The sequence below is a fragment of the Pseudoflavonifractor phocaeensis genome (genome assembly GCF_016901735.1).
GTDB lineage: Bacteria > Bacillota > Clostridia > Oscillospirales > Oscillospiraceae > Pseudoflavonifractor_A.
Genome location: NZ_JACLZC010000020.1, coordinates 1 through 25,219, shown reverse-complemented (window position 1 = coordinate 25,219; position 25,219 = coordinate 1). Strand labels below are relative to the sequence as shown.

Sequence of the window (25,219 nt, the reverse complement as noted above, 5' to 3'; positions counted from 1 at the left end):
GTCAGTACAGGCTGCCGGAGTTGACCACCGGCTGGGCGTCGTGGTTGCCGCACAGGACCACCAGCAGATTGGACACCATCGCCGCCTTGCGCTCCTCGTCCAGCTGGACCACCTGGGTCTCGTTGAGCCGTTCCAAGGCCATTTCCACCATACCCACGGCGCCGTCCACGATCATCTTGCGGGCGTCAATGATGGCGCTGGCCTGCTGGCGCTGGAGCATGACGGCGGCGATCTCCGGCGCATAGGCCAGATAGGTGATGCGGGCTTCCAGAATCTCCAGGCCGGCGTCGGACACCTTGGACTGGATCTCGTCCCGGATGCGGGCGGCCACCACCTCGCTGGAGCCCCGGAGGCTGCCCTCGTCGGCGATGCCGTCGCCGGTGGTGTCCACATTGGGGGCCACGTCGTAGGGGTAAATGCGCACGATGTTGCGCAGGGCGCTGTCACATTGCAGGGAGAGGTACTCCTTATAGTTGTCCACGTTGAAGGCGGCCTTGGCGGTGTCCACCACCCGCCACATGACGGCGATCCCGATCTCCACCGGGTTGCCCAGACAGTCGTTGATCTTTTGGCGGTTGTTGTTGAGGGTCATGATTTTCAGGGAGATCTTTTTGCTGATGCTCTCGGCGTCCACCTTGAGCTCCATATTTTTGCCGCCGCCGTTGACGTCGCCGCTCTGGTTGAGCCGGGTTTTGGCGGCGGGGTTCACCGCCGAGCAGAAGGGGTTGACAAAGTAAAAGCCCTCCCCTTTCAATGTGCCGATGTACTTGCCAAACAACGTGAGGACCAGGGCCTCCTGGGGCTTTAAGACCTTGAGCCCGCAGAGGAGAATCCAGCCCAGGGACAGCCAGGCGATGCACACCACCAGCAGGGCAATGCCGGCGTATACCGTCCCCACGCTGCCGCTCTCCGTCATGGACGCGCCCAGCACGCAGCCCAGCGCCGCCGCGATATAGAGAACCAGCACCAGAAGCAGCACGGGCATTCCGTTTTTCCGATTGGACAGAAGCTTTTCTTCCATCTCTGATCCCTCCGTTCTTTATGATATCAAAATAATATCACTTTAATACTTGCCTGTCAAGGCCCACCGCCTTGCATTTTTTCCGTGGGACGCTTATAATGGTCTTTGCCGCGGTAAACTGTCCTTGCCGCCGGCAGGAAGGGAGGCCGTTATGCTTTGACGCGAGAAGAGGCATTTGAATTTTTGGACCGTACCGCCCGGGGCATCGCCGAGATGTTCGGCGCGTCCTGCGAGACGCTGGTACACGATATGGGGGACCCGAAGCACCCCATTTTGTCCATCTACAACGGCCACGTCTCCGGCCGCTCGGTGGGCTCCACCATGGATATCCTGGGCACCGCCAAGGAGCTGGACGCCACCGGCCTGGTCACCGATTTTGTCAATCTCTACGCCACCACTCCCGCCGGACAGCAGATCAAGAGCAGCACCTTCCATCTCATCGGCGACGGCTATAACCTGGCCTTGGGCATCAACTTTGATTACACCTCCCTGGTCTACGCCAACCGCATCCTAGTGGACCTGATGAACGCCGAGGCCGACCTGCAAAGCGCCATGTGGCAGGGGGGCGACAGCCGCCTGGGAGAGATCTTTGAAGAGTGTCTGGCCGCGGTGGGCAAGCCGGTGGGCGCCCTGACCAAAAAGGACCGCATGAAGATCATCGCCCTGCTGGACCAGAAAAACGCCTTTTCCTTCCGGAAATCGGTACCCTTTGTCTCTAAGCGGCTGCAAGTGTCCCGGTATACCGTCTACAAATACCTGGGGGAGCTGGCCCGCCACGGGGAAGAGGACGAGGCTTTTTCCAAGGAATCATCAGACTTTTGAAGGAGTTTTGCACATGAAAGCGCGTATTGACGCCTATTTTGACCACCCGGACCGCCGGGCACAGCTGATCGCGGGCATTTCCCGCCTGGTGGCGGTAAAGAGCGTCCGGGAAGCGGCGGCCCCCGGCCAGCCCTACGGCCCCGGTCCCGCCGCCGCGCTGGACGAGGGCGTGGCCCTGGCCCGTGAGATGGGGTTCCGGGCGGAAAACCTGGAAAACTATGTGGCCACCGCCGACCTGAACGACAAAGAAACCGCCCTTCACATCCTGGGCCACCTGGACGTGGTGGGCGAGGGCAAGGGCTGGTCCACCGACCCGTATACCTGCGTGGAACGGGACGGGATGCTCTACGGCCGGGGCGTGTCGGACGACAAGGGCCCGGTGATGTGCGCCCTGATGGCCATGCAGGCCGTCCGGGACCTGGCGCTCCCCCTGTCCCGCAACGTCAAGCTCATCATGGGCGGCGACGAGGAGAGCGGCTCCTCCGACCTGGCCTGGTATTACGCCAACCATCCCTATGCCCCCTACACCTTTACCCCCGACGCCAATTTCCCCCTCATCAACATTGAGAAGGGGCACTATCACCCCGATTTCGGCAAGACCTGGGAGGCGGAAACCGTCCTGCCCCGGGTGACCGGACTGCAAGGCGGCTTCCGCACCAACGTGGTGCCGCCGGAAGCCCAGTGTGTGGTGGCAGGCATCTCTCCCATTGACTGTGCCGTGGAAGCCCGCCAGGTACAGGCGGAGACCGGCGCGGTCTTTACGCTGGCCGAGGCGGACGGCGGTCTGTCCATCCACTGTGCCGGACGCAACGCCCACGCCGCCTCCCCCGACGACGGATTGAACGCCATTTCCGCCCTGCTGGCCCTGCTGGCCCGCCTGCCTCTGGCCGACTGCGAGAGCACCCGCGCCATTCAGGCCATGCACACCCTCTTCCCCTTCGGCGACAACCGGGGCCAGGCCCTGGGCATCGGACAGGCGGATGAGGAGAGCGGTCCCCTCACCCTGAACCTGGCGCTCATGACGCTGACCGGCACCGGCTTTACCGCCAAGTTTGACGTGCGCTTCCCCCTGTGCGCCAACGAGGAAAACTGCAAAAACGCCTGTGAGGCCAGCCTGGCCCGCTACGGTATTGCCGTCACCGGCGACGCCGGCATGGTGCCTCCCCACCATGTCCCCGCCGATACCCCGCTGGTGCGCACCCTTCTGGACTGTTACCGGAGCTACACCGGCGACACCGACGCCAAGCCCCTGGCCATCGGCGGCGGCACCTATGTCCATGACATCCCCGGCGGCGTGGCCTTTGGCTGCGAATTCCCCGGCTTTGACCCCAAAATGCACGCCGCCGACGAGCAGGCCAGCGTGGAGCAGCTGCTCACCGCCTGCAAAATCTTTACCCTGGCCATCGCCCGCCTCTGCGGCTGAGCGCCGGCCTGGCGTTCTGGGGGCGACCACAAGGGCCGCCCCTACCGTCTTTGTGCAATACGGCAGCGCACAAAGACAGCGCCTCTTGCATGACGAAAAAGACCCTGGACCGATGTTTGCAGCCGGTCCAGGGTCTTTTCACGTTTCCCTATCTCTTATCTCTTATCTTTCATCACTTATCTTCGCACATGGCGCAGGCGGTCTGAGCCGCCAGGCGGGCGTTATTGAACACCAGCTGGATGTTGGAGTCCAGGCTGTCACCGCCGGTCAGCTCCTTGACCTTGGCCAGGAGGAAGGGGGTAGTCTCCTTGCCGTGGATGCCCTGCTCCTTGGCCTCGGCCAGGGCGGCGTCAATGGCGCGGTTGATGACCGCCGGGTCCATGGAGAACTCCTCCGGGATGGGGTTGGTCACCAGCATACCGCCCTCAAAGCCCAGCGCCAGGCTGGTACGGAAGGCGGCGGCCAGCTCTTCGGGGGTGTCCAGCCGGTAATCCACGGAAAAACCGCTCTTGCGGGTGTAGAAGGCGGGCAGCTCCTTGGTGCCGTAACCGATGACGGGCACGCCGTGGGTCTCCAGATATTCCAGGGTGAGGCCCAGGTCCAGGATGGACTTGGCCCCGGCACAGACCACCATCACCGGGGTATGGGCCAGCTCCTCCAGGTCGGCGGAGATGTCCATGGTGGTCTCGGCGCCCCGGTGGACGCCGCCGATGCCGCCGGTGGCAAAGATCTTGATGCCCGCCATATGGGCGATGATCATGGTGGTGGTCACGGTGGTGGCGCCGTCGGCTCCCTTGGAGACCAGCACCGCCAGGTCCCGGCGGCTGGCCTTGTTGACCTTAGGTCCCTGCTTGCCCAGATACTCAATCTCTTCCTTGGTGCAGCCCGCCTTGAGGCGGCCGTTGATGATGGCGATGGTGGCGGGCACCGCGCCGTTTTCCCGAATGATGGCCTCTACCCGCAGGGCGGTCTCCACATTCTGGGGATAGGGCATACCGTGGGAGATGATGGTGGACTCCAGGGCCACCACCGGCCGGCCGGCGGCCACAGCCTGGGCAACTTCGGGGGCTACGTCCAGATACTTGTTGAAATTCATCTTAATATACCTCCAAACTATGATATGAAACTTTACGACGGATAACGTTTATTGTGCGGCGCGGGCTTTCAGGGTCTCCACCCGGAGCTCCGGGTTGATGGTCTCGGCGCTCTCCATGGCAATGGCGCCGGCGGCCAGGGCGGCCAGGGCGGTATGCTTCAAATCCGTCCCCTCCAGATAGGCCCAGGCCACGGCGGCCATGGCGGCGTCGCCGCAGCCGGTGGTGTTGACCATATGGCCCGGCAGACAGGGCAGATGGAAGCGCTCCTGGTGGTCAGCGGCAAACATACCGTCGCTCCCCAGGCTGATGAGCACCCGCCGCAGGCCGGTGGACAAGAGCACGTCCGCCGCCCGGTGAAGGCTGGCCTCGTCGGTGATAGGCACGCCGGAGAGGAGCTCCGCCTCCAGCCGGTTGGGCTTCAGGGTGTGAATCCGTCCCAGCACCGGCTTGAGCTTGACCGCCTTGGCGGTGGAGACCGGGTCGGCAAAGAGGGGGACCTTGCTGTTTTCCGCCAAATAGGTAATGGAGGAAGCGGGCAGGTTGGTATCCAGCACGATGAGCTGGGCGTGATCCAGCAAATTTTGGCGGGTACGAAGGAAGGCGGGGGTCAGATGGTCATAAATGGCCATGTCGGAGATGGCAAGGGCCATGTCGCCCCGCTGGTCGGAGATGAACAGATAGGTAGAGGTGGCCCCGCCGGGCACCTGAAGGGCCTGGGAGATGTCGATGCCCAGCTCTCCGCAGGAGGCGGCGATGCGCTGGGCGTAGAGGTCGTCTCCAAAGGCGGTGAGCATCCGGGTGTCGATGCCCAGCAGGCTCATATTGTGCGCAATATTGCGCCCCACGCCCCCCAGGCTCATACGCACCTGCCCGGGATTGGAGTCCTGAGCCACCAGGGGCGCGGCAGGCCGCCCTCCGATGTCCATATTCACGCCCCCCACCACCACCGCGTACGGGGCGGTATGGACGATGTATCCCTTGCCCAGGATACAGCCCTTTTTCATCAGGTTGGAGATATGCACTCCCACCGAAGAGCGGGCGATCCCCGCTTTTTCGGCCAGCTCCTGCTGAGAGATCATGGGGTTTTCCTCGATCCACCGCAGGATCTGGCGTTCCCGCTGAGTCATGGGCAGCCCTCCATTTCATAAGCAAATATTTATCCTTTAATCTTATGCTTAATTTTATCCCTTTTTTCCAAAATATCAAGTCCCATTTTGAAAAAAGAATTGTTGATATGACAACAGTCATGACAAATAAAATGAGAAAAAGGAGCGGCTTCCTTATAAATTCTGGCACTTTTCCAAAACTAACTGGTTTGACTTCCAGGGGTATCGGTGGTAGAATAGGAAAAAGTATGAAGAGATCGAAGTTATACGGGAATGGAGACAAGATGAAACTCTCAAATTATCGTGCCTGGATCGTGCTGGCAATCGACGTTTATTTGATTTTCACCTGCAATATCCTGGTCTTTCTGCCTAATTACCTGAGCGGTGATATCCAGATGTTCAATCTGGTGATGCACATCATTTTGCTGAACGTATGCGTATTCTTCTTCCAGCTGCGCTTCAAAACCTACGACAGCCTCTGGCGCTACGCCGAAAGCCGGGAATATCTGGTGCTTTTGGGCGGCGCCGGCTGCGGCTATCTGGTCTATACCGCCATTAACCTGGTCCTGGACACCAACTCCATCTGGATTGTGCGGGGCCTCTTCGGTATGCTCCTGGCCCTGATGGCCATGCTCACCCTGCGCTTTGTCTACCGCCTCTACCGCTTTCGCTTTACCCGATACAGCGGTGCGGGACGCAGTCAGGTGGCCATTATCGGCACCGGCACCGCCGGCGTGTCTCTCCTCCACGAGCTGGTACATAACAGCAACGGCCACTATATTCCCTTCTGCCTTTTTGACGACGCCGAGGACAAAATCGGCAAGAGCGTGTTCGGCGTCCCGGTAAAGGGCCCCATCGACCGCCTGCCGGAGCTGCTGGCCGACACCAACGTCACCGAGATCATTCTGGCCATCCCCACCCTCTCCCCCGAGCGCCGGGCGGAGATCTTGAAGGTATGCGCCAAAACCAACTGCCGCCTTCACATTCTGGACGATCCCCTCATGCAGCTGGAGCGTCCCAACGCCTCTTTGGCGGGCAGTATGCGCCAGGTGCGCATTGAGGACCTGCTGGGCCGGCCCGCCGTGCGGCTGGACAACCCCCGCATCTCCACCTTCCTGCGGGACAAGACCATCCTGGTCACCGGCGGCGGCGGCTCCATCGGTTCGGAGCTGTGCCGGCAGATCGCCCAGTATGGACCCAAGCGGCTCATTGTCCTGGACATCGCGGAAAACTCCGTCTACGACTTGCAGCAGGACCTGATCCACCGGTTTGGCAGCAAGCTGGATTTGGTGATTGAGATCGGCTCCGTCCGGGATTATAATAAGATCGACCGTCTCTTTGCCTACTACCGCCCCAACCTGGTGTTCCACGCCGCCGCTCACAAGCATGTGCCCCTGATGGAGCACTGCCCCGAGGAGGCCATCAAAAACAACGTCTTCGGCACCTACCATACCGCCCTGGCCGCCCAGAAATACCATGTGGAAAAGTTCGTTCTCATTTCCACCGATAAGGCGGTCAATCCCACAAACATCATGGGCGCCACCAAATACCTCTGTGAACAGGTCCTCCAGGGCCTGCGGGAACGGGGACAGACCGAATTTGCCGCCGTCCGCTTCGGCAACGTGCTGGGCTCCAACGGCTCGGTGATCCCCCTCTTCCAAAAGCAGATCGCCTACGGCGGACCGGTGACCATCACCGACAAGCGGATCGTACGTTACTTCATGACCATCCCGGAAGCGGTGTCCCTGGTGCTGGAGGCCGGCTCTCTGGCCCACAGCGGCGAGGTGTTTGTGCTGGATATGGGACAGCCGGTCCATATCCTGGACCTGGCGGAAAATCTGATCCGCCTCTCCGGCTATACCCCCTATGTGGACATCAAAATCAAGGAGGTAGGCCTGCGCCCCGGCGAAAAGCTCTATGAGGAGCTGCTGACCAAAAACGCCAACCTGAGCCGCACCGAAAATGAAAAGATTTTTGTGGAGCAGCGGCAGCCTCTGCCCTATGACCAGCTCTCCGCCTGGCTCAACGCCCTCTCCGAGGCGCTGGAACAGGGCGCCCGTTCCCATATTTTTGAGATCCTGCATCAGCTGGTCCCCACCTTCAAGGACCCGGAGGAGGTCAACCGCCAGGCCGAAGAGCAGGTGCGCCAGCAGATGGGGGAAGGTTCCCAGCAGCAAGAGACCGATTATAACGCGATCGGCGCGTAAAGGAGGATTCATGAAAAAAGGAGTCAAAATTGCCATTGGTGTGGTGGGCGTGCTCATCGTGGCCGGCGCCGCGCTGGCTGCCTGGCAGTGGAACAACATCAAGGCCGCCCGCTATATGATGACCATGGACGGCGACACCATCAGCAGCCGCCTGGAGGAAAACAGCAAGACCCTGACCAAGGCCATGAAGGATTATGACATCAGCGACTATGCCTTCAGCGAGGACGAACTGGCCGCGCTGATGGACGGCAGCCTCACCGCCGACGAGGCGGCAGAAAAGCTGCTGGCCGGTGAAACGGCCTCTCCCGCCCCCACCGAGGACACGCCGGACGGCAGTACAGACACCGGCGATTCCGCCGCCGCAACCAGTACCCCTACTTCCACCCCCAGTACGCCGTCCGGCACCAGCAAACCGGCGGCCAGCAGTACCTCCAACACCATCGACCAGCAGATCCGCCAGCAGATCGCCAAAATGTATGTGCTCCAAGCCACCTATGTGGCCCAGCTGGAGGCCATCGTACAGTCCGCCATCGACGAGTACGTCGCCGGCGAGCATACCCCCGAAAACCGGACGGCGGTGGTGTACGGCAAGGTGGAAGAGCTGACCGCGCTGGAGAAGGAGTGCGACGCCAAGGTGGCGGAAGTGGTCTCCACCCTGCGGGATCTGCTCAAGCAGGCCGGCAAGGACGATAGCCTGGCCAAAGAGGTGGAGGAGACCTACCAGGAGGAAAAGAGCCTGAAAAAAGCCTATTACCTCAAGGAATTCCAAGAGGGATAACCGTTGAAACACGTCCGCGGGGACGGTGAGCGAAAACGCTCGCCGTCCCTTTTCTTTTGCCCTGAAACGAAAAAAGACACCGGTCCCTGACGGCTGGCGTCAAAAGACCGGTGTCTGCTGCTGCTTGTTTACTTCTTATCGTAAGAGAGATACGCGCCCTTCATGGGGGACTCAGCCAGCTCGGAGAAGAGGCGGAGCACGCCGCTGGGGTACTTGGCGGCCTTGGGCTTCCAGCTCTTCTTGCGCTCGGCCAGAATGGCGTCCATCTCCTCGGGGGTCTTGCGCTCCCCCTTCACGCCCACGATGGCCAGAATACGCTCCTTCACGTCCAGCTGGATCAGGTCGCCCTCTTCCACCAGGGCGATGGGACCGCCGGCCTGAGCCTCGGGGCTGCAGTGGCCGATGACAGGGCCGGTGGAGGCGCCGGAGAAGCGGCCGTCGGTGATGAGGGCGATGCTGCGGCCCAGCTCCTTATCGGAGGAAATGGCCTCGGAGGTGTAGAACATCTCGGGCATACCGGAGCCCTTGGGGCCCTCGTAGCGGATGAACACCGCGTCGCCGGGCTTCACCTTGTGGTGGAGCACCGCGTCGATGCACGCCTCCTCGCTGTCGAAGGGACGGGCGTTGAGGACGGCGGAGAACATCTCCTTGGGGCAGGCGGTGTGCTTGATGACCGCGCCCTCGGGGGCCAGATTGCCCTTCAGGATGGCGATGGAGCCGTCGGTGCCGATGGCCTTGTCATAGGGCCGGATGATGTCCTCTTTGGTGATGTGGGTGCCGCAGCGCTGGTTGGCCTGGTCCAGCCAGTGCTGGCAGCGCTCATAGAAGCCGTTGCGCTTGAGCTCCTCCAGGTTCTCGCCCAGAGTCTTGCCGGTAATGGTCATCACATCCAGGTGGAGGTGCTCCTTGATCTCCTCCATGATGGCGGGGACGCCGCCGGCATAGTAGAAGAACTCCGCGGGCCAGCGGCCGGCGGGCCGGACGTCCAGCAGGTAGCGGGCGCCGCGATGGAGGCGGTCGAAGGTCTCGCCGGTGATCTCGATGCCGTACTCATGGGCGATGGCGGGCAGGTGGAGCAGGCAGTTGGTGGAGCCGGACACGGCGGCATGGACCAAAATGGCGTTCTCAAAGCTCTTGAGGGTCACGATGTCCCGGGGACGCATCCCCTCCATATGGGCCAGCTTCACGGCCTGCTCGCCGGCTCTTCTGGCGTAGTCGATGAGGTCGGGGCTGGTGGCGGGCAGCAGGGCGCTGCCGGGCAGGCTGAGGCCCAGGGCCTCGGCCATGATCTGCATGGTGGAGGCGGTGCCGATGAAGGAACAGGCGCCGCAGCTGGGGCAGGCGTTCTGCTTGGCCCACTGGAGCTTGGCCTCGTCGATCTCGCCGCGCTCATACTGGGCGGAGTACATGCCCAGCTGCTCCAGGGTCAGCATGTTGGGGCCGGCCGCCATGGTGCCGCCGGTCACCACCACCGCGGGGATGTTCACACGGGCCAGGCCCATCAGGTTGCCGGGCAGACCCTTGTCGCAGCTGGCCATATAGACGCCGGCGTCAAAGGGGGTGGCGTTGGCCTGGATCTCGATCATGTTGGCGATCATCTCGCGGCTCACCAGGGAGTAGTTGATGCCGTCGGTACCCTGGCTTTCGCCGTCGCACATATCGGTGCAGAAATAGCGGGCGCCATGGCCGCCGGCCGCCGCGATGCCCTCACAGGCCGCCGCCACCAGCTTGTCCAGGTGTCCGGAGCCGGGGTGGCTGTCGCCGAAGGTGCTCTCCACGAAGATCTGAGGCTTGGCCAGATCCTCCACCGTCCAGCCGGTACCCAGACGCAGGGGGTCCATCTCGGGCGCGAGTTTGCGCATTTCCTGGCTGATCAACATATCAAATCGTCCTTTCTATTCCTCGTCTACCTTCCAGAGCCCCAGCGCAGGGGTGCCCACAAAGTAGATCTCTTCCCCGTCGGGCAGGGTGTTCCACCCTTCCTTCAAGGCGTGGGGGTCATAACGGCGGGCGGTCTCCTCATAGTCGGCCCACTGGTAGCCCACGCTCTCGATCTCCTCCTTGGAGAGGTTTTCGGGACGGGTGGCGTAGGTGATGCGGAAGCGGCCGTCGCTGGAGCCCTGGATCAGGTGCGCCGCGCTCATGAGGCGGCCCTCAAAGGCCCCCTGGCGGTAGAGGTCCAGGATATGCTCCGTACCGGTGTAGCCATACTTTCGGGTCATGGCGTCCATCTCTTCGTTCTCGCCAAAGGCCTTGACGCCGGGGGCCAGAATGAGCAGCTCGCCGCCGTCGGCCACCGTCATGCGGGTGCGGTAGATGCCCTTGTTGCCCACCCAGGTGGTCTTGAGCTCGGTGGGCTCCAGATAGGTCACCACTTTTTTGGCCCGGCGCTCCACGTGGCAGATGTTCAGCTTCTGGGACAGCTGGGCCGCCAGCTCGAAGGGCCGGCGGGACTGGCCGATGTACAGGCCGTGAAGCTTGACCTCCTCGCCCTCCCGGGTGGTGACGGTCTGGAGGTAGACCAGCGGCAGCTTGCCGTCAATAAAGTGCTTCTGGGCGTAATCATAAACCTTGCGGGCGGGGCTGTCAATGACACCCAGCGCTTTCTCCATGCCGCAGATGGCGCTGAGCATATGGGATTTGTTGATCATCTCCCGGCCGCCGGTGCCCACGAAAATGTTTTTGGAGTAGTTGGCCATGCCCACCACCTCGTGGGGGACCACCTGGCCCACCGAGAGGATGAGGTCATAGCCGCCGTCCACCAGCAGGTGGTTCACCTCCACGTCGATCTGCTCGGGGAAGAGCCCGTTACTGATCTCGGCGCAGACCTCCGCCGGGACGTAGCCCAGGCGCACCGTGTCGCTCTGCCAGTGATGGACCAGGATGGCCTCCCGGGGCACCACGTCGCCAAAAAACTTGTCCAGTTCCTCCTCGTCCATGGCCATATGGGTGCCCAGGGCGGGCATCACATGGACCGTGGCGGCGGGGCTGAGCTTCCGGTAGAGGATCTGGGTGATCTCACCGGCATAGGAATAGCAGCGGGTGTAGTCCGGGGGAATGATGAGGACCTTTTTCACACCCGGCCACTGGCGCAGCAGGCCGTCCAGCTGCGCTTCCAGCTGTGCGGAGGAGATTCCCCGCTGTTCTTCGGTCAAATACAGTTCTTCCATTACGCTTCCCCTACCTGCACGACCACCTTCATGTAGTTGCCGGGGTTCTTCTCGATGTCGATGATGGTGTCGGCGGCCTCGTCCATGGAGACCAGCTTGGTCAGGATGCGCTTGACGTCCACCTTGCCGGAGCAGATGAGGTCGATGGCCTCCTCAAACTCGCCGGCGCTGGTGCGGGCGCCGCGGATGTCGATCTCCTTCTTGGTAAACAGGTCAGTGGGAAGAGAGGTCTCGGTCTTGGGCCAGCCGGTAAAGGTGATGCGGCCGGCGTTGGACACCAGGTCCAGAGAGTTGCGGATGCAGACGTTGGCGCCGGTGCACTCCATGACCAGCTGAGCCATGTTGCCGTCGGTGATCTTGGCCACCTCGGCCACCACGTCCTCCTTGCCGGAGTTGATGACATACTCAATGCCCACGCTCTTGGCGAAGTCCAGCCGCTCCTGGACCAGGTCGATGACGATGGCGTGGGCGCCGTAGGCCTCGGCCACCATGCCGGCCAGCAGGCCGATGGGGCCGGCGCCGTAGATGGCCACATACTCCCCGGCCTTCAGGCCGCCGCGGTGGACACCGTGGAGGGAGATGGTGAGGGGCTCGGCCATGGCGGCCAGGACCCAGTCCATGTTCTCCGGCATCTTCACCAGCATGTCGGCCGGATGGCAGAAGTACTCGGCCATGCCGCCGTCCACATGAACGCCCAGGACGTGCAGATCGGTGCAGCAGTTGGTACGGCCGATGGAGCAGGGGTAGCAGTGTCCGCAGTAGAGGTAGGGGTCAATGATGACCTTGTCTCCCACTTTGATGCCCTTGGGGTTGTCCTCCGGGATGGACTCCACGATGCCGGCCAGCTCATGGCCGATGACACGGGGGTAGGAGACCAGGCCGTTGGTGCCGCGGAACGCGCCGATGTCGCTGCCGCAGATGCCGGCGGTGATGATACGGATGAGGGCCTCGCCGGGGCCGGGTACGGGCTTTTCGGCTTCGATGCATGCTACCTTCCAGGGCTCGTCCAGTTTGATCGCTTTCATAATAATGTTCCCCTTTTCATTTCTTCACAAAAATTAACGTATGGACCGAAGAAGCGGCACGGGGGCGGCCTCCGGGAACGTGGAGCCGCGTCGGGAACCGTGGGGAGACGATGTGGGGCGCTGGGTGGCCCGTTCCGCTCGCTTAAAACATCATACATCATACGTCGTACGTTGTAAATTGACAGAACCGCCGATTTTCGCCCGTTCTTCTTGTGCAACATTCCTCGGTGCATTCCACCTTTTCCAGTCTATTTTTGACTTTTACACAAAAAACTATAAACCATTCTGTACACCTATCCAAAAATATCCGAAACGGGATTTCCCCCTTTGACATCAGACGTCCTATTTGTTATGCTGAATGCGTGGGGAGACAGCGGCCCGGTATGTCGGGAACCGTACCGGCCGCAATGCTCCCGCCGTCCGTCGGGACGCCGGCGGACGGCGGGAGAAATCAAAACTAGGAGGCCAACATTTATGTTGATGTTCATCTTCCTTCTCTCCATCGCGGTTCTGCTGTTCTGTATCATCAAGCTCAAGCTCAACGCCTTCGTGGCCCTGCTGGTCACCGCCTACGGCACCGGTATCCTGTGCCAGATGTCCCTTCTCGACGTAACGAACGTAGTCACAGACAAATTCGGCAGCACCCTGGGCGGCATCGGTATCGTCACCGGCCTGGGCGTCATGCTGGGTATGTTTATGTATGAGTCCGGCGGTATCGACAACATCGCCAACGGCATCCTCAAGAAGCTGGGCGACAACCGTTCCCAGTTCGCCGTGGCCGTCTCCGGCTTTATCACCGGCATCCCCGTGTTCGGCGACGTGGTGTACATCATGTTCGCCCCCATGCTCCGGGTGCTCTCCAAGCGCACCGGCTACTCCATGACCGGCTATGCCTGTGCCATCTCCGTGGCCACCACCTGTACCTTCGCCCTGGTGCTGCCCACCGCGCCTCCTCTGGCCGTGGCGGAAAACATGGGCATCTCCGTTGGTATCTTTTTCTTCTACGCCCTCATCTCCGCCTTTGTGGGCATGATCGTGGGCGGCATCATCTACGGCGGCATCCTCAATAAGATCGACCACAAGAGAGGCAAGACCTGGGACTTCTCCGACATGGACGCTGAGATCAAGGCCGCCGCGGAAGAGACCGGCAAGAACGACCGTCCCAAGATGGGCGCCATGAAGGCCCTGTCCATCCTGCTGGTCCCCATCATCCTCATCCTGCTGGGCAGCTTCGCGCCCCTCTTTATGGGTGAGGGCTTCGTCCTGGATCTTCTGAGCTTCCTGGGCTCCAAGAACGTGTCCATGACCATCGGCGTGCTCTACGGCGCCATCATCTCCCGCCGTTATCTGCCCCGCTCCATCACCGACATCATGTCTGACGGCGCTGACAAGGTCGGCCTGATCCTTCTCATCACCGGCGCCGGCGGCGCTTACGGCGGTATCCTCCAGGCCTCCGGCATCGCCGACTTTATCACTGGCTTCTTCGGCAACTTCAACATTCCCATCCTGGTGCTCTGCTTCGTCATCTCCCAGGTGCTGCGCTGCGCCCAGGGCTCCACCACCGTGGCCCTGACCACCACCTCCGCCATCATGGCCTCCGCCGCCGCCTCCTCCGGCGTTTCTCCCATCCTGTGCGCCATCGCCATCTGCGCCGGCGGCATCGGCCTGTCCCTGCCCAATGACTCCGGTTTCTGGGCCATCTCCCGTTTCTTCCACATCGATGTTACCGACACCATCCGTGGTTGGACGCTGGGCGGCTTTGTGGCCGGCGTTGCCATCCTGATCTTTGTCTGTATCTTGAGTCTCTTCCAGGGCGTCCTGCCAGGTCTGCTCTAAGTCCATTCATCTGGTCCGTCGCCCAGGCAGAAAGGAAGGAAAACCATGGACTCTTCCCAATTTGAATCTGTCAAGACCAAAACCGCCTCCCTTCCCGACCGGGTGGCGGACCAGATCGCCCAATTGATCATTGACCAACATCTGACCAGCGAGGACAAGCTGCCCAATGAATTTGAACTGGCCAGCCAACTCAATGTGGGCCGCGGTACGGTCCGGGAGGCGGTCAAGCTTCTGGTGGCCCGCAACGTCCTGGTCATCCGCCGGGGCAAGGGGACCTACATCGCCAACAATCCCGGTGAGATGGAGGACCCTCTGGGTTTTGCCTTTGTTCCGGACCAGATCCAGCTGGCCTTCGATCTGATGGAGGTCCGGCTGCAGGTGGAGCCCTGGGTGGCCAAGCTGGCCGCCCAGCGGCGCACTTCTGAAGAGCTGGAACGGGTACAGGCGTACCGCGTTCTGGTGGAGCAGGAGATTGAAGCCGGCCGGGACCACCTGCCCCTGGATATGGAGTTTCATCTCAGCATTGCCAAGTGTACCCATAACCAGGCGGTGCCCAAGCTGATGCCCCTCATTCTCCACTCTGTCAGTCTCTTCGGCTCCCTCACCAGGAGAAGCCTTCGCTCCTATACCATCAAAGAGCACCGCCTCATTGCCGAGGCCATCGCCGACGGCGACGGGGCGCGCTCCGAAACGGTGATGCGGGAGCACATCGAGCACAATCAGCAAAAGCTGGAAGCCATTCGGCGTCAGATGGAGGTTTCCCAGGAGGAAAAACCCAAATGAACGCATCTTATATTACCCCCGCCCTTACGTTGTTCCGGCCGGACGGCATGTTCGATTTTGACAGCCAGGGGCGTCTTTACGAACACCTGATCCGCGGCGGTGTGGACGGTATCCTGGTGCAGGGCAGCATCGGGGAATTTTTTGCCCTCACCACCGAGCGCCGCCGCACTCTGGCGGAATTTTCCATTCGCTCCATCGGGCACCGGGTCAAAACCATCATCGGTACGGCCAGTATGCTCCCGGAGGAGATCGTCCCCTTCTCCAACCAGTGCCTCAAATGGGGGGCCGACGCGGTCATGATCGTGCCGCCCTACTATTTTCGGATGGAGGGCGAGGCACTGGAGCGTTTTTATGACAATCTCTTGGAGCGGATTCACGGCCCTGTCTATCTCTATAACTTCCCGGACCGCACCGGCTACACCATTCCCCCGTCTCTGGTCCTGAAGCTGGCCAGCCGCCACTCCAATCTGGCGGGTATCAAGGATACCATCTCCGGTATGGACCACACACGGGAACTCATTACCGTGGTCAAAAGCGCTTTCCCCAACTTTGAAGTCTATTCCGGCTTCGACGAGAACGCCGCCCACAACGTGCTGGCCGGCGGGGACGGCTGTATCGGCGGGCTTTCCAACGTGGTGCCTGAACTCTGCGCCGCCTGGGCACAGGCCATGCGGTCCGACGATCTGCCCGGCATTGCCGCCGGACAGCAGACCATTGACCGGCTCATGTCCATCTATGCCGTGAGCCCGCTTTTTATTCCCATCATCAAGGAAGCCGCCCGTCTGCGCGGCTTTGTCTCCTCCGGAACCTGCACCTTCCCCATGGAGGAAGCCTCCAAGGAGCAAAGCGAGCAGATCCTGGCCATTTTGCGCCGGGAGGGTGTCTCCCTGGCTGAAAAATAATCATCTGGAGGCGAAGCATCTATGAAAATGACTTGGCGCTGGTACGGTGAGGGCAACGATCACATCAAGCTCTCCGACATCAAGCAGATCCCCGGCGTGGAGGGCATCGTCTGGGCCCTCCACGATAAGCTGCCCGGCGAAATCTGGCAGCCCGAGGAGATCGCCAACGTCCAAAAGCAGCTGGAGCCCTACGGCTTCAACATGGACGTGGTGGAGTCGGTCAACGTCCACGACGACATCAAGATCGGCCTGCCCACCCGGGACCAGTACATCGAAAACTACAAGCAGACCATCCGCAACCTGGCCCCCTTTGGCGTAAAGGTCATCTGCTACAACTTCATGCCCATCTTTGACTGGACCCGCAGCGACCTTTTCCACCCCGTGGGAGACGGCTCCACCGCCCTCTATTATCAGAAGGACATGATCCAGAGCGATTACAAGGCCATGGCCGAGTACATCATGTCCTTTACCGAAAAGTACAATATGACTTTCCCCGGCTGGGAGCCGGAGCGCATGGCCAAGCTGGACGAGCTCTTCAAGGCCTATGCCCCCGTCACCAAGGAGAAGCTGTGGGAGAACCTCAAGTACTTCCTGGAAGCCATCATGCCCACCTGCCGGGAGTGCGACATCAAAATGGCCATCCACATGGACGATCCCCCCTGGGATATCTTCGGCCTGCCCCGCCTGATGGTGGACGAGGCCTCCATTGACCGGTTCCTCTCCATGGTGGACGATCCCTATAACTGCCTGACTCTCTGCTCCGGCAGCCTCAACGCCAACCCCGACAACAACGTGGCCGACATCGTGCGCAAGCACTGCGACCGCATCGCCTTCGCCCACATCCGCAACATCAAGCACTTCCCCAACGGCGACTTCTCCGAGGCCAGCCACCGGGACTGCGACGGCGAGACCGGCATCCTGGAGATCCTGAGAGCTTATCACGACTGCGGCTACGAGGGCTACATCCGCCCCGACCACGGCCGTCATCTGTGGGGCGAGGGCCCCGGCACCGTCCGTCCGGGCTACGGCCTTTACGACCGCGCCCTGGGCATCATGTACATGCTGGGCGCCTGGGAAATGATGGACAAACTGGAGCAAAAGTAATTAGGAGGAACCAATCATGATCGATCTGCCTTTGAATGTAGATTTTACCGGTAAAGTCGTCGTGGTGACCGGCGCCGGCGGCGTGCTGTGCAGCACCATGGCCCGTGCCTTTGCCCAGGCGGGCGCCAAGGTGGCCGCGCTGGACCTGAACGAGGAGGCCGTCAAGGCTCTGGCCGAGGAGTGCAAGGCCGAGGGCTTCATCTGTGAGGGCTACAAGGCCAACGTGCTGGAGCCCGAGGCCCTGGAAGAGGTCCATCAGCAGGTGCTGAAGGATCTGGGCCCCTGCGACATCCTGGTGAACGGTGCCGGCGGCAACAACCCCAGAGCCACCACCGACAACGAGTACCAGCATGAGGCCAAGGAGGGTCAGAAAACCTTCTTTGATCTGGATGCCAGCGGCGTGGACTTCGTTTTCCGCCTGAATTTCCAGGGCACCCTGCTGCCCACCCAGACCTTTGCCAAGGACATGGTGGCCCGCAAGTCCGGCTGCATCCTGAACATCTCCTCCATGAACGCCTACATCCCGCTGACCAAGATCCCCGCCTACTCCGGCGCCAAGGCCGCCATCTCCAACTTCACCCAGTGGCTGGCCACCCACTTTGCCGGCACCGGCATCCGCTGCAACGCCATCGCCCCCGGCTTCCTGGTGTCCAACCAGAACCGGAAGCTCCTCTTCAACGAGGACGGCACCCCCACCGCCCGTACCGCCAAGATCCTGGGCGGCACCCCCACCGGCCGCTTTGTGGACAGCGAGGAGCTGCTGGGCGGTCTCTTCTTCCTGTGCGATGACAAGGCCGCCAGCGCCATCACCGGCGTGGTCCTGCCCATCGACGCGGGCTTCTCCGCCTATTCCGGCGTGTAATTTCTCCCTTTTATTCAAAAAAACCGGTTATCCTTTTGGATAACCGGTTTTTTATCCTCTTTTATCTGTTTTCAGCACGGTAATGTTACGCCGCTTCAGCACCGAGACCGGGTCCCGACACACCTGGTCGCCGGCCTCTCCCATATGGACCCGGATCTGCTCCAGAGTCCCCTCCACCGCCGAGTCATCGGCAAATTTCAGACTGTACGCATAGCAGGCCATGGCCCCCAGGTAATTGCCTCCCTCATACTCAATATGGCCCATCTGTCTGTAAAATCTGGCGATCTCCCCGGACGCCGTCAGAAACCGGGCCGTTTCATTCAAACACCGCCGGGCCGACGAGCATTCCTTAAGGCGGAAATAGCACTCACACAGGGCAAATCTGGCGCTGATCCCCACGGGATTGAGGCACAAGCTGCCCCGTAAGGTCTGAATCGCCCACCGGAACCGGCCCTCCTCCATAAACCGGCGTCCCCGCCGGTACCGCTCCAGATAGGCGTCCCCCTGCTGCCAGCTGATGGGCCGCTCGCCCAGCAGACGCCAGCAGGTGAGCCATTCCGCCGCGGTTTCAAAATAAAAGCACAGCTCCAGATGTTCGCCGGGGCGGGACTGTTTCTCCGCCGCCGCGACCCGCCCCCGCAGAAAACGCAGCTCCTCCTCGCCGGATACCGAAAAGCTCCGGTCCCGCAGGTGGATGGCGGTATATTCCAGTACCTCCCGGGCCGTCTTGGGGGTGCGCACGAAGGGATTTGAGAACTCCGCCGGCTCCTTGGCCGTCCCGCCGTCCTCCGGCTTCCCTTCCGTCTCTCGGTCGGCAAGGTCCGTGTACGCGCGCAAAAGCTGACCGTATTCCCGGACGCCGCACCGGTCCAGATCCACCTGGCAGATATTTGCCAGGGAGGAAAGGATGTCCGCCGCCTCTTCCGGTCCGCCCGGGAACCAGCGCTCCGCCGCTTCAGGGCCGCAGCTCTGACAGGCGGCAGCGGCTTTTTCCGTGTGGCTCAGCTTCTTTTTACGAAAAAAATCAAAGAACCCCATCCTTTCCCCTCCTTATGCTCCGCAAAAAAGCAGACAGTATGTGATCTTATTTTATCACAAACTGTCTGCCTGTCAATCGCGGCGGGCGCTAAGCGCCCTGGTCGGCAAGGGGAAAGGCCAGGGTCACCCGGAACTCCTCCGGGGTACTTTCCACCAAAAGTCGGCCCCCCATTTTGGACATCATGGCTTCCATGTTGGAAAGCCCCACGCCGCTGCTGTCCCGCCTTGCCCGGTCCGGCCGGACGGCGTTGCAGAAGGTCAGGAGGAGGGCTTCCCCCTCGGTCCGAAGGCCCACCCGCACGGGGGCGGACGGGTCGGCGTATTTGAGGAGATTGGAGCCCACATTGTCCAGAAGGCGGTTGATGTAGGGGGTGGAGACCTCGATGCCGGCTTCCGGCCAGCAGAGCGCCGGCACGCAGGAAAAGCCCTGCTGCTCCAGATATCCGGTCAACTCGGAAAGGGCGTCGTGGAACACCTCCCGGGCCGGTCTGGGCGGCTCCAGCCGGACCGGCTGCTCTCCGGAAATCAGGGAATATTGAAAAATATGCTCGGAAAGCTGCTTGATCTGGGCCACCTTGGCGTCAATCCGGCTCAAATAGAGCTCGGCCTGCCGGGCATCCTCAAATTTCCGGTAGCGGAGGATGTCGGTATAGATCTGCAGCGCCGTCAGAGGGGTGCGCAAATCGTGGGACATCTGGGTAATCATGGTCTGGTTGGCCCGGAACAGCGCGCTCTCCCGCCTGCGCTGCTCCCGAAAGGAGAGGCGCATGGCGTCCAGCCCCTGAGCCAGCCGGGACAGCTCGTTGTTCCCCTCCACCAGGATGGGCTGGTCCAGGTCTCCCCCCTCCATGGCCTGGATCTGCCCGCTGAGCCGGCAAATATAGTCCACCATCCGCCGGCTTCCCAGGAGAAAGACAAGAAGGAACAGCAGGGCTGACAGCAGCAGGCTGACAATCATCAGACCTGCAAACCACTGATAGCTCTCTGCGGTATATAAAACCGCCTGGACCTCTCCGTCGGAAAAAGACAGGGAATAGTAGGTCACCCAGTCGTAATAGGGGGCCTCTTCCCGGTTTTCCCCGGATTCTTCCGGCGCGAGAGAGGTATAGATCAGCCGGTTGGCGCGGTAAAGCTCCACCAGCACAAGGGGATTTTTCTCCAGCCAGCCGCTGAGCGCCCCGGTATCCTGGGTGGAAAGGTGATGCTGGGTCACATAGTCCTGGAGGGACCGGAGCTTTTTCTCAATGTATCGGGTTTCAAAATCCGACGTGTCCAGATAGAGATTGAGCAGCATCCCGCCCCCTATCTGAAGCGTCAGAAAGAGGGCGGCGCTGGCCAGACCCGCCAGACAGAGCAAGGCGCTGAATTGGGTGGTCAGACTATGCCTGCGCGTCTTCCGTTCCGTTGATCTCAAAGCGATACCCCTTTCCCCATACCGTTTTCAGGCAGCGCGGATTCTGGGGGTCCGCTTCGATCTTGACCCGCAGCTTCCGGATGTGCACCATTACGGTGCCGTTGGAAATATAGAAATAGGGCTCTCCCCATACGCTTTCATAGATGTTCTGGGTGGAAAAAATACGCTGGGGGTTTTGCATCAGCAGGCGCAGGATCTTATATTCCAGGTCGGTCAGCTCCACCTCCTTTCCCCGGACCCACACCTGATTATAGTCCAGACTGATCTTGATTCCGCGGGCGGAGAGCATATTGTCCCGGCTGAGGGCGCCGGCCTGGGCCTTGCCCCGGTAAACGCAGTAGCGGCGCAGCAGGGCCTTGACCCGCCCCATCAATTCGGCGTACGAGAAGGGCTTGGCCAGATAGTCGTCCCCGCCGGCCACAAGCCCCACCAGCTTATCTGATTCCTGGGCCTTGGCGGTGAGAAACAGGATGGGGACGGCGGACCGCTTGCGGATCTCCTCGCAGACGTGGAGGCCGGACATCCCCGGCATCATGATATCCAAAATCACCAGATCCACCGTATCGGACATACGCGCCAGCGCCTGTGCGCCGCTGTCGGCCTCCAGGATCATATAATGCTCGCCGCTCAGCAAAATGCGAAGTCCTTCCCGGATGTCGGCGTCGTCATCGACGATCAAAATGGTCTGCACATCCACAGTTTCCAGCCTCCTTTTTCTGCTCCGAGTCCCTCCCGCGCCGGTTTGCGGGAGGGACCTCGGTTTTTTATGCCGTCAAGCGGTCTTTTTCATCGTGCCGCCTTGGGGCGCGGCGCTCTTCCGGGTGGGGACGTTCTGCTTGGGCATGGTGCTCTTTTTACCGGGCAGACGCTTTCTGGGCATGGTGTGCTTTTTGCCAGGCGTGGTTTTCCGGCCGGTGGTGTTCTTTCTGCCGGTATTCTTCTTGCCGGTGTTTTTTTTGCCGGTTTCCTTCTTGCTGGCGCCCTGCTTGCCGGTGTTTTTCTTGCCGGTTTCCTTCTTGCTGGCGCCCTGCTTACCGGTGTTCTTCTTGCCGGTTTCCTTCTTGCTGGCGCCCTGCTTACCGGTGTTCTTCTTGCCGGTTTCCTTCTTGCTGGCGCCCTGCTTACCAGTATTCTTTCTGCCGGTACTCTTCTTACCGGCGCTCTTTCTGCCGGTATTTTTCTTCAGGGAAATCTCCTTGGCTCCGGCGTCTTTGCTTTGGGTCTGGGCGGTACGGGGGCTGTCCTTCCCGTGGCTTTTTTGGGCGGCGCAGCCTGTCATGGCCGAAACGGACATCACCAGCGCCAAAGCCAGGGCCGCCACGCTTTTCAGCTTGTTTTTTACTGTCGGTTTCATCGTTTAAGTACTTCCTTCCGTTAAGCAATTTTCAGGGAAGCCTTTCCTTCCGCCCTGACCGGGGATGGGAGGTGTTCCTGATGGCTATGATTCTACCTTGCCTTTCTTAACGGTTTATGGGAGAGGTCCTTAACGATTCTTAAGCTTAGTATGCAATGCCGTTTTTAAGAATATATGGTCCTAATTCTAAAGATTTCTCAAACATTTCCCCATTCTGGGCAAAAAAGAAGTCAGGGTATTGCTACGCCTGACTTCCCGTTCCTTATTCAATTCCCGGCCTCGGACAGCACCGCCTCCAAAGCCGCCTCCTGCTTTTCCCTGGCGGCCCGCAGGTCGTCGAAATCCCCCAGATCCTCCAGCGCCACCGCCGAGGCGTCCACCCCCACGCCCGGCCGCTCCTCCTGTTCCCGGAGGGTGGCCGGTATGGTCCCGTCCAGCTGTCCCCGGATGCTGTCGGCCCGCAGCAGGCACAGCTCCACCAGGGTGTCCACCGCCTGCCGGTGGTCCTGCGCCGAGCAAAAGGCCGTGGGGTCCTGTTCCGCATAGGGCGCGATCCTTTTTTCCACCTGCCGGACCAGCGTCTCAAACCGTCCGCTCTCAAAATAGTCGGAAAGCAGCTGGTCAAAATAGGCGTGATACCGCTGAAAATAGGTTTCGTTCTGCATGAGGTTATGGTAAAGCGGCCGGTTGAGCATGACGCTCCCCTCCGCCGGCGTGTTGATGGGGTAGTTGATGATGATGTTGGGGTCCCGGATGGGGTTGGGCATCCCCAGCGCATAGGTCCCAAAGGCCAGATTATAGTCCCAGGGCAGGATGCTAATGATCCCGTCCTGTTCATACAAAAAATAATTGTGTCCCGTATGGCCCAGATAGCTGTCCCAGTTCATTACAAAGACCTGTACCGTAAAATAGCGCAGTACCTGGTCCACATCCACCGCCGTTTCCAGGTTTTCTCCGGTGGAAAGGGTTTTCAATGCGGCGATCAGCCGTTTTTTGTCCTCTTCGGTGGGAGAAAAGCGGGCGTTATCAAAGAGATTTGGGTAGCTGTCCGGGTCGTCGTCGATGTAGCGCAGGGCCACGTCGGCGTTTTCCGCGCTGAGGGAGCGGTAGTCCGGCTTGTAGAGCTGTCCGTACTCCGCCCCGAAATTCCGGCGGGCAAAGGCCTCCTCCGGCTCCTCGGTGGCCAGAAACAGACCCCAGTCCGTCCCGTTGACCGTCACCCAGGTATAGCTGCACAGCGGCGCGGGCACCCCCATAAAGTCCATCATATCGTAGGCGAGATAGGCCTTGAGATAGCTGTTGTCCTGAAAGGAGGTATCCAGGGACAGCTTGTCCAGGCCATAATAGTTTCCGCCCTCCAGATAGTGGTCAAATTCCAGCACCATGCTGTAACGGCTCAGACCATACTCCCCGATCAGCCGGAGGGAATTGCTCCCCTTGGCCCGGAGCCCCACCTGGTAAAACTCCGTCCCGTCGATCTCCACCGTACAGGGTACATATTCCTTTTCCTCCGCCCGGGCCACAAAGGCCCCCCAGTCCTCCACCCGGATGTCAATGGTGTGGACCCGGCTCTCGTCAAAAAGGCGGCTCACATAGCCCGGCGCGGCGGTGGCGGCGGGAATCACCTGCCGTCCGAAGAGAAGGAGCCATATCACCAGCGCCGCCGCCCCGATCCCGCCGCCCAGACATATCCCGTCGATGTATTTATGCTGGATCATACTCTCATCCCATATAGTCGCCGTTGTAGGAGACCAGCGTCACATGGCTGACTCCCTCCATCCCGGCCAGCTCATTGACAAAGCCGCTCTCGCCCTCCCGCAGCCGGACCTCATAGTTGAGCTCCACACACTGGCTGTCCACGCTCTTGCTCTTGAGTACCATCCGCCGGACCTGCGTCTCCACCACGGCGCGCACCTCCTCCTCTGTCTGAGCGTCCTGGCAGTGGACCACCAGGATGTAGGGAAAATCCACCGCCTTCCGCCGGGAAAAGAGGAGCAATACTCCGCCGATAAAGAGACTGCCCAGCACGGCCAGGGGCAAAAATCCCGCCGCCAGCACGATCCCCACCGCAATGGCCCAGAAGAGAAAGGCGATGTCCATGGGCTCCTTGATGGCAGTACGGAAGCGCACGATGGACAGCGCGCCCACCATGCCCAAAGAGAGGACCACGTTGCTGATGACCGTCATGATGAGCAGCGTGGTGATGAGGCACAGGGCCACCAGGGTCACCCCAAAGCTGGGGGAGTACATCACCCCGCTGTAACTCCTCTTGTAGACGAAAAAGAGAAAGAGTCCCATCCGGCAAAGGGCGTATTTGGAGCAGGCCGCCGCCTGTCTGCCGGGCACCTGCACCGCCATGCGGACCAGATCGGGCAAAAAGGCGTCGTATTTGACCTCCAGCACCGTAATCCCCTCCAAAACCGGCAGGCAGAAGCGGTCAGGGTCCAGAAAGGCCGTACTGCACAGGCCGGTGCGGACCCGCCGGTCCAGCGTCAGGCGCACATTGCCCGGTCCGTAGCAAAAGGCCTCCCGGTCATAGCGGACGATGGTCCTGGGCCGCAGCCCCTTGCCCCGTATCTTGCTGTATAACTCCATCCGCAGGGGCTCACCGGAGGCCAGCAAAAAATCGTCCTCGCCGGCCAGCAGTAGCCGCGCCTCCTCCGCCGTTATGGAGACGCTCCGCTTGCCGCACAGGCCGTTGACCTTATACTTCTTTTCCAAGCGGAGAAAGCCGGTGTCACAGCCGTAATAGCGCAGACGGAACTTCTCCCGCCGGTCCACGCCGTCCAGCTTTTCCCGCAGCGCCTGGTCGTAGGGCGTATCAAAATAAAGGCTGGTCACCCGGTAGCTCCCATCCGGCCCGGCGTGGCTGTCGTGGGGAAACAGCCGCCGCAGCCGCCGGGACAGCACCAGATCCTCTCCCAGATGGATCTGGTGCTTCCACTCATGGCGCATGGCCCTTGCCTCTGGCAGAACGGCGCGCATGGCGTTCCTCCCGTCTCATTATCTTCCGTAATCGGTGTAGGGACTGTATCCGCTGTTGCCGTAGTCGGTATAGGGGCTGTACCCGCTGTTGCCGTAGTCCGTATAGGGGCTGTACCCGCTGTTGCCGTAATCCGTATAGGGCGAGGTCCCATAGTCGGTATACGGAGACGTGCCGTAATCGGTGTAGGGGGAGTTACCCCGATTGGGGACGGGCGTCTGCACCGGCGCGGGGGTGGCGGTGTGCTGGGTGAGGCCGTAGTCGCTGGCGTCATAAACGCCGCTGGGGGTGGGC

The 25,219-nt window shown here is 60.9% G+C and carries 22 protein-coding genes; 9 read left to right on the top strand and 13 right to left on the bottom strand.

What is annotated here, in order from left to right; genetic code table 11:
* Window position 1: 1 nt before the first annotated feature.
* Window positions 2-1,021 (bottom strand): SPFH domain-containing protein, encoded by a 1,020-nt coding sequence (locus H7U37_RS06190; RefSeq protein WP_204874466.1) that lies wholly within the window; start codon window positions 1,019-1,021, stop codon window positions 2-4.
* Window positions 1,022-1,177: 156 nt separating this feature from the next.
* Here H7U37_RS06190 and H7U37_RS06185 point away from each other — a divergent pair, with 156 nt between their 5' ends.
* Entirely contained in the window at window positions 1,178-1,843 is a 666-nt protein-coding gene (locus tag H7U37_RS06185; RefSeq protein WP_204874465.1) for a helix-turn-helix transcriptional regulator, read from the top strand.
* A 13-nt stretch (window positions 1,844-1,856) separates the two neighbouring features.
* Window positions 1,857-3,266 carry a Sapep family Mn(2+)-dependent dipeptidase gene (locus tag H7U37_RS06180; protein WP_204874464.1) on the top strand — a complete coding sequence of 470 codons (1,410 nt, stop codon included), beginning with the start codon at window positions 1,857-1,859 and terminating at the stop codon, window positions 3,264-3,266.
* Between the two features lie 172 nt (window positions 3,267-3,438).
* Here the strand turns inward: H7U37_RS06180 and H7U37_RS06175 are convergent, their stop codons facing one another.
* Together H7U37_RS06175 and H7U37_RS06170 are read right to left on the bottom strand one after the other, a co-directional pair.
* The gene (locus tag H7U37_RS06175) at window positions 3,439-4,362 is read right to left on the bottom strand and encodes a pseudouridine-5'-phosphate glycosidase (RefSeq protein ID WP_204874463.1); all 924 of its coding nucleotides are present in this window, start codon (window positions 4,360-4,362) and stop codon (window positions 3,439-3,441) included.
* A gap of 48 nt (window positions 4,363-4,410) precedes the next feature.
* On the bottom strand, window positions 4,411-5,490 hold the full coding sequence (locus H7U37_RS06170; protein ID WP_204874461.1) for a PfkB family carbohydrate kinase: 1,080 nt from the start codon (window positions 5,488-5,490) through the stop codon (window positions 4,411-4,413).
* A gap of 263 nt (window positions 5,491-5,753) precedes the next feature.
* Here H7U37_RS06170 and H7U37_RS06165 point away from each other — a divergent pair, with 263 nt between their 5' ends.
* Both H7U37_RS06165 and H7U37_RS06160 read left to right on the top strand, forming a co-directional pair.
* Window positions 5,754-7,676: a polysaccharide biosynthesis protein gene (locus H7U37_RS06165; RefSeq protein WP_243414256.1), complete on the top strand. Its 1,923-nt coding sequence runs from the start codon at window positions 5,754-5,756 to the stop codon at window positions 7,674-7,676.
* Window positions 7,677-7,686: 10 nt separating this feature from the next.
* Entirely contained in the window at window positions 7,687-8,454 is a 768-nt protein-coding gene (locus H7U37_RS06160; RefSeq protein ID WP_204874456.1) for a hypothetical protein, read from the top strand.
* 128 nt (window positions 8,455-8,582) lie between these two features.
* Here H7U37_RS06160 and ilvD read toward each other — a convergent pair whose 3' ends face one another.
* The 3 genes from ilvD to H7U37_RS06145 are packed head-to-tail and all read right to left on the bottom strand — an operon-like array spanning window position 8,583 to window position 12,649.
* Window positions 8,583-10,331 carry a dihydroxy-acid dehydratase gene (gene ilvD / locus H7U37_RS06155; protein WP_338049794.1) on the bottom strand — a complete coding sequence of 583 codons (1,749 nt, stop codon included), beginning with the start codon at window positions 10,329-10,331 and terminating at the stop codon, window positions 8,583-8,585.
* Window positions 10,332-10,349: 18 nt separating this feature from the next.
* Window positions 10,350-11,624, bottom strand: coding sequence for a nickel-dependent putative hexonate epimerase (locus H7U37_RS06150; RefSeq protein ID WP_204874454.1), 1,275 nt, complete (start codon window positions 11,622-11,624; stop codon window positions 10,350-10,352).
* Window positions 11,624-12,649 carry a zinc-binding alcohol dehydrogenase family protein gene (locus H7U37_RS06145; protein ID WP_204874452.1) on the bottom strand — a complete coding sequence of 342 codons (1,026 nt, stop codon included), beginning with the start codon at window positions 12,647-12,649 and terminating at the stop codon, window positions 11,624-11,626. The genes H7U37_RS06150 and H7U37_RS06145 overlap by 1 nt, the downstream gene beginning before the upstream one ends.
* Window positions 12,650-13,123: 474 nt before the next feature.
* On the opposite strand from H7U37_RS06145, the gene H7U37_RS06140 reads away from it, so the two are divergent.
* Genes H7U37_RS06140 through H7U37_RS06120 form a run of 5 tightly spaced genes read left to right on the top strand, consistent with a single transcriptional unit; the run spans window position 13,124 to window position 18,136 of the window.
* Window positions 13,124-14,485: a GntP family permease gene (locus H7U37_RS06140; protein WP_204874451.1), complete on the top strand. Its 1,362-nt coding sequence runs from the start codon at window positions 13,124-13,126 to the stop codon at window positions 14,483-14,485.
* Between the two features lie 45 nt (window positions 14,486-14,530).
* A complete protein-coding gene (locus tag H7U37_RS06135) occupies window positions 14,531-15,268 on the top strand; it encodes a FadR/GntR family transcriptional regulator (RefSeq protein ID WP_204874450.1) in 738 nt (245 codons plus the stop codon).
* Window positions 15,265-16,170, top strand: a complete 906-nt coding sequence (locus H7U37_RS06130) for a dihydrodipicolinate synthase family protein (protein WP_204874449.1) — start codon at window positions 15,265-15,267, stop codon at window positions 16,168-16,170. The genes H7U37_RS06135 and H7U37_RS06130 overlap by 4 nt, the downstream gene beginning before the upstream one ends.
* A 21-nt stretch (window positions 16,171-16,191) precedes the next feature.
* Window positions 16,192-17,274: a mannonate dehydratase gene (gene uxuA / locus H7U37_RS06125; RefSeq protein ID WP_204874448.1), complete on the top strand. Its 1,083-nt coding sequence runs from the start codon at window positions 16,192-16,194 to the stop codon at window positions 17,272-17,274.
* A 16-nt stretch (window positions 17,275-17,290) separates the two neighbouring features.
* A complete protein-coding gene (locus H7U37_RS06120) occupies window positions 17,291-18,136 on the top strand; it encodes an SDR family oxidoreductase (protein WP_204874447.1) in 846 nt (281 codons plus the stop codon).
* 51 nt (window positions 18,137-18,187) lie between these two features.
* Here H7U37_RS06120 and H7U37_RS06115 read toward each other — a convergent pair whose 3' ends face one another.
* The 7 genes from H7U37_RS06115 to H7U37_RS06085 form a co-directional block, all read right to left on the bottom strand.
* Window positions 18,188-19,174 (bottom strand): tetratricopeptide repeat protein, encoded by a 987-nt coding sequence (locus tag H7U37_RS06115; RefSeq protein WP_204874446.1) that lies wholly within the window; start codon window positions 19,172-19,174, stop codon window positions 18,188-18,190.
* A gap of 88 nt (window positions 19,175-19,262) precedes the next feature.
* Window positions 19,263-20,531: a HAMP domain-containing sensor histidine kinase gene (locus H7U37_RS06110; RefSeq protein ID WP_204874445.1), complete on the bottom strand. Its 1,269-nt coding sequence runs from the start codon at window positions 20,529-20,531 to the stop codon at window positions 19,263-19,265.
* Between the two features lie 22 nt (window positions 20,532-20,553).
* Window positions 20,554-21,279 carry a response regulator transcription factor gene (locus H7U37_RS06105; RefSeq protein ID WP_420875796.1) on the bottom strand — a complete coding sequence of 242 codons (726 nt, stop codon included), beginning with the start codon at window positions 21,277-21,279 and terminating at the stop codon, window positions 20,554-20,556.
* A gap of 81 nt (window positions 21,280-21,360) precedes the next feature.
* A complete protein-coding gene (locus H7U37_RS06100; protein ID WP_204874441.1) occupies window positions 21,361-21,942 on the bottom strand; it encodes a hypothetical protein in 582 nt (193 codons plus the stop codon).
* 266 nt (window positions 21,943-22,208) lie between these two features.
* Entirely contained in the window at window positions 22,209-23,660 is a 1,452-nt protein-coding gene (locus H7U37_RS06095; RefSeq protein WP_204874439.1) for a CotH kinase family protein, read from the bottom strand.
* Between the two features lie 4 nt (window positions 23,661-23,664).
* Window positions 23,665-24,927, bottom strand: a complete 1,263-nt coding sequence (locus H7U37_RS16190) for a VTC domain-containing protein (RefSeq protein ID WP_338049792.1) — start codon at window positions 24,925-24,927, stop codon at window positions 23,665-23,667.
* An 18-nt stretch (window positions 24,928-24,945) separates the two neighbouring features.
* The coding region (locus H7U37_RS06085; RefSeq protein WP_420875795.1) for a hypothetical protein at window positions 24,946-25,219 on the bottom strand (274 nt) is incomplete at its 5' end.

Excerpts from the sequence above, each read along its gene's own strand:
- H7U37_RS06130 (WP_204874449.1), top strand. The coding sequence starts at position 15,265 with ATGAACGCATCTTATATTACCCCCGCCCTTACGTTGTTCCGGCCGGAC.
- H7U37_RS06165 (WP_243414256.1), top strand. The coding sequence starts at position 5,754 with ATGAAACTCTCAAATTATCGTGCCTGGATCGTGCTGGCAATCGACGTT.
- H7U37_RS06120 (WP_204874447.1), top strand. The coding sequence starts at position 17,291 with ATGATCGATCTGCCTTTGAATGTAGATTTTACCGGTAAAGTCGTCGTG.
- H7U37_RS06170 (WP_204874461.1), bottom strand. The coding sequence starts at position 5,490 with ATGACTCAGCGGGAACGCCAGATCCTGCGGTGGATCGAGGAAAACCCC.
- uxuA (WP_204874448.1), top strand. The coding sequence starts at position 16,192 with ATGAAAATGACTTGGCGCTGGTACGGTGAGGGCAACGATCACATCAAG.
- H7U37_RS06160 (WP_204874456.1), top strand. The coding sequence starts at position 7,687 with ATGAAAAAAGGAGTCAAAATTGCCATTGGTGTGGTGGGCGTGCTCATC.
- H7U37_RS06135 (WP_204874450.1), top strand. The coding sequence starts at position 14,531 with ATGGACTCTTCCCAATTTGAATCTGTCAAGACCAAAACCGCCTCCCTT.
- H7U37_RS06145 (WP_204874452.1), bottom strand. The coding sequence starts at position 12,649 with ATGAAAGCGATCAAACTGGACGAGCCCTGGAAGGTAGCATGCATCGAA.
- H7U37_RS06150 (WP_204874454.1), bottom strand. The coding sequence starts at position 11,624 with ATGGAAGAACTGTATTTGACCGAAGAACAGCGGGGAATCTCCTCCGCA.
- H7U37_RS06115 (WP_204874446.1), bottom strand. The coding sequence starts at position 19,174 with ATGGGGTTCTTTGATTTTTTTCGTAAAAAGAAGCTGAGCCACACGGAA.
- H7U37_RS06095 (WP_204874439.1), bottom strand. The coding sequence starts at position 23,660 with ATGATCCAGCATAAATACATCGACGGGATATGTCTGGGCGGCGGGATC.
- H7U37_RS06100 (WP_204874441.1), bottom strand. The coding sequence starts at position 21,942 with ATGAAACCGACAGTAAAAAACAAGCTGAAAAGCGTGGCGGCCCTGGCT.
- H7U37_RS16190 (WP_338049792.1), bottom strand. The coding sequence starts at position 24,927 with ATGCGCGCCGTTCTGCCAGAGGCAAGGGCCATGCGCCATGAGTGGAAG.
- H7U37_RS06180 (WP_204874464.1), top strand. The coding sequence starts at position 1,857 with ATGAAAGCGCGTATTGACGCCTATTTTGACCACCCGGACCGCCGGGCA.
- H7U37_RS06175 (WP_204874463.1), bottom strand. The coding sequence starts at position 4,362 with ATGAATTTCAACAAGTATCTGGACGTAGCCCCCGAAGTTGCCCAGGCT.
- H7U37_RS06140 (WP_204874451.1), top strand. The coding sequence starts at position 13,124 with ATGTTGATGTTCATCTTCCTTCTCTCCATCGCGGTTCTGCTGTTCTGT.
- H7U37_RS06190 (WP_204874466.1), bottom strand. The coding sequence starts at position 1,021 with ATGGAAGAAAAGCTTCTGTCCAATCGGAAAAACGGAATGCCCGTGCTG.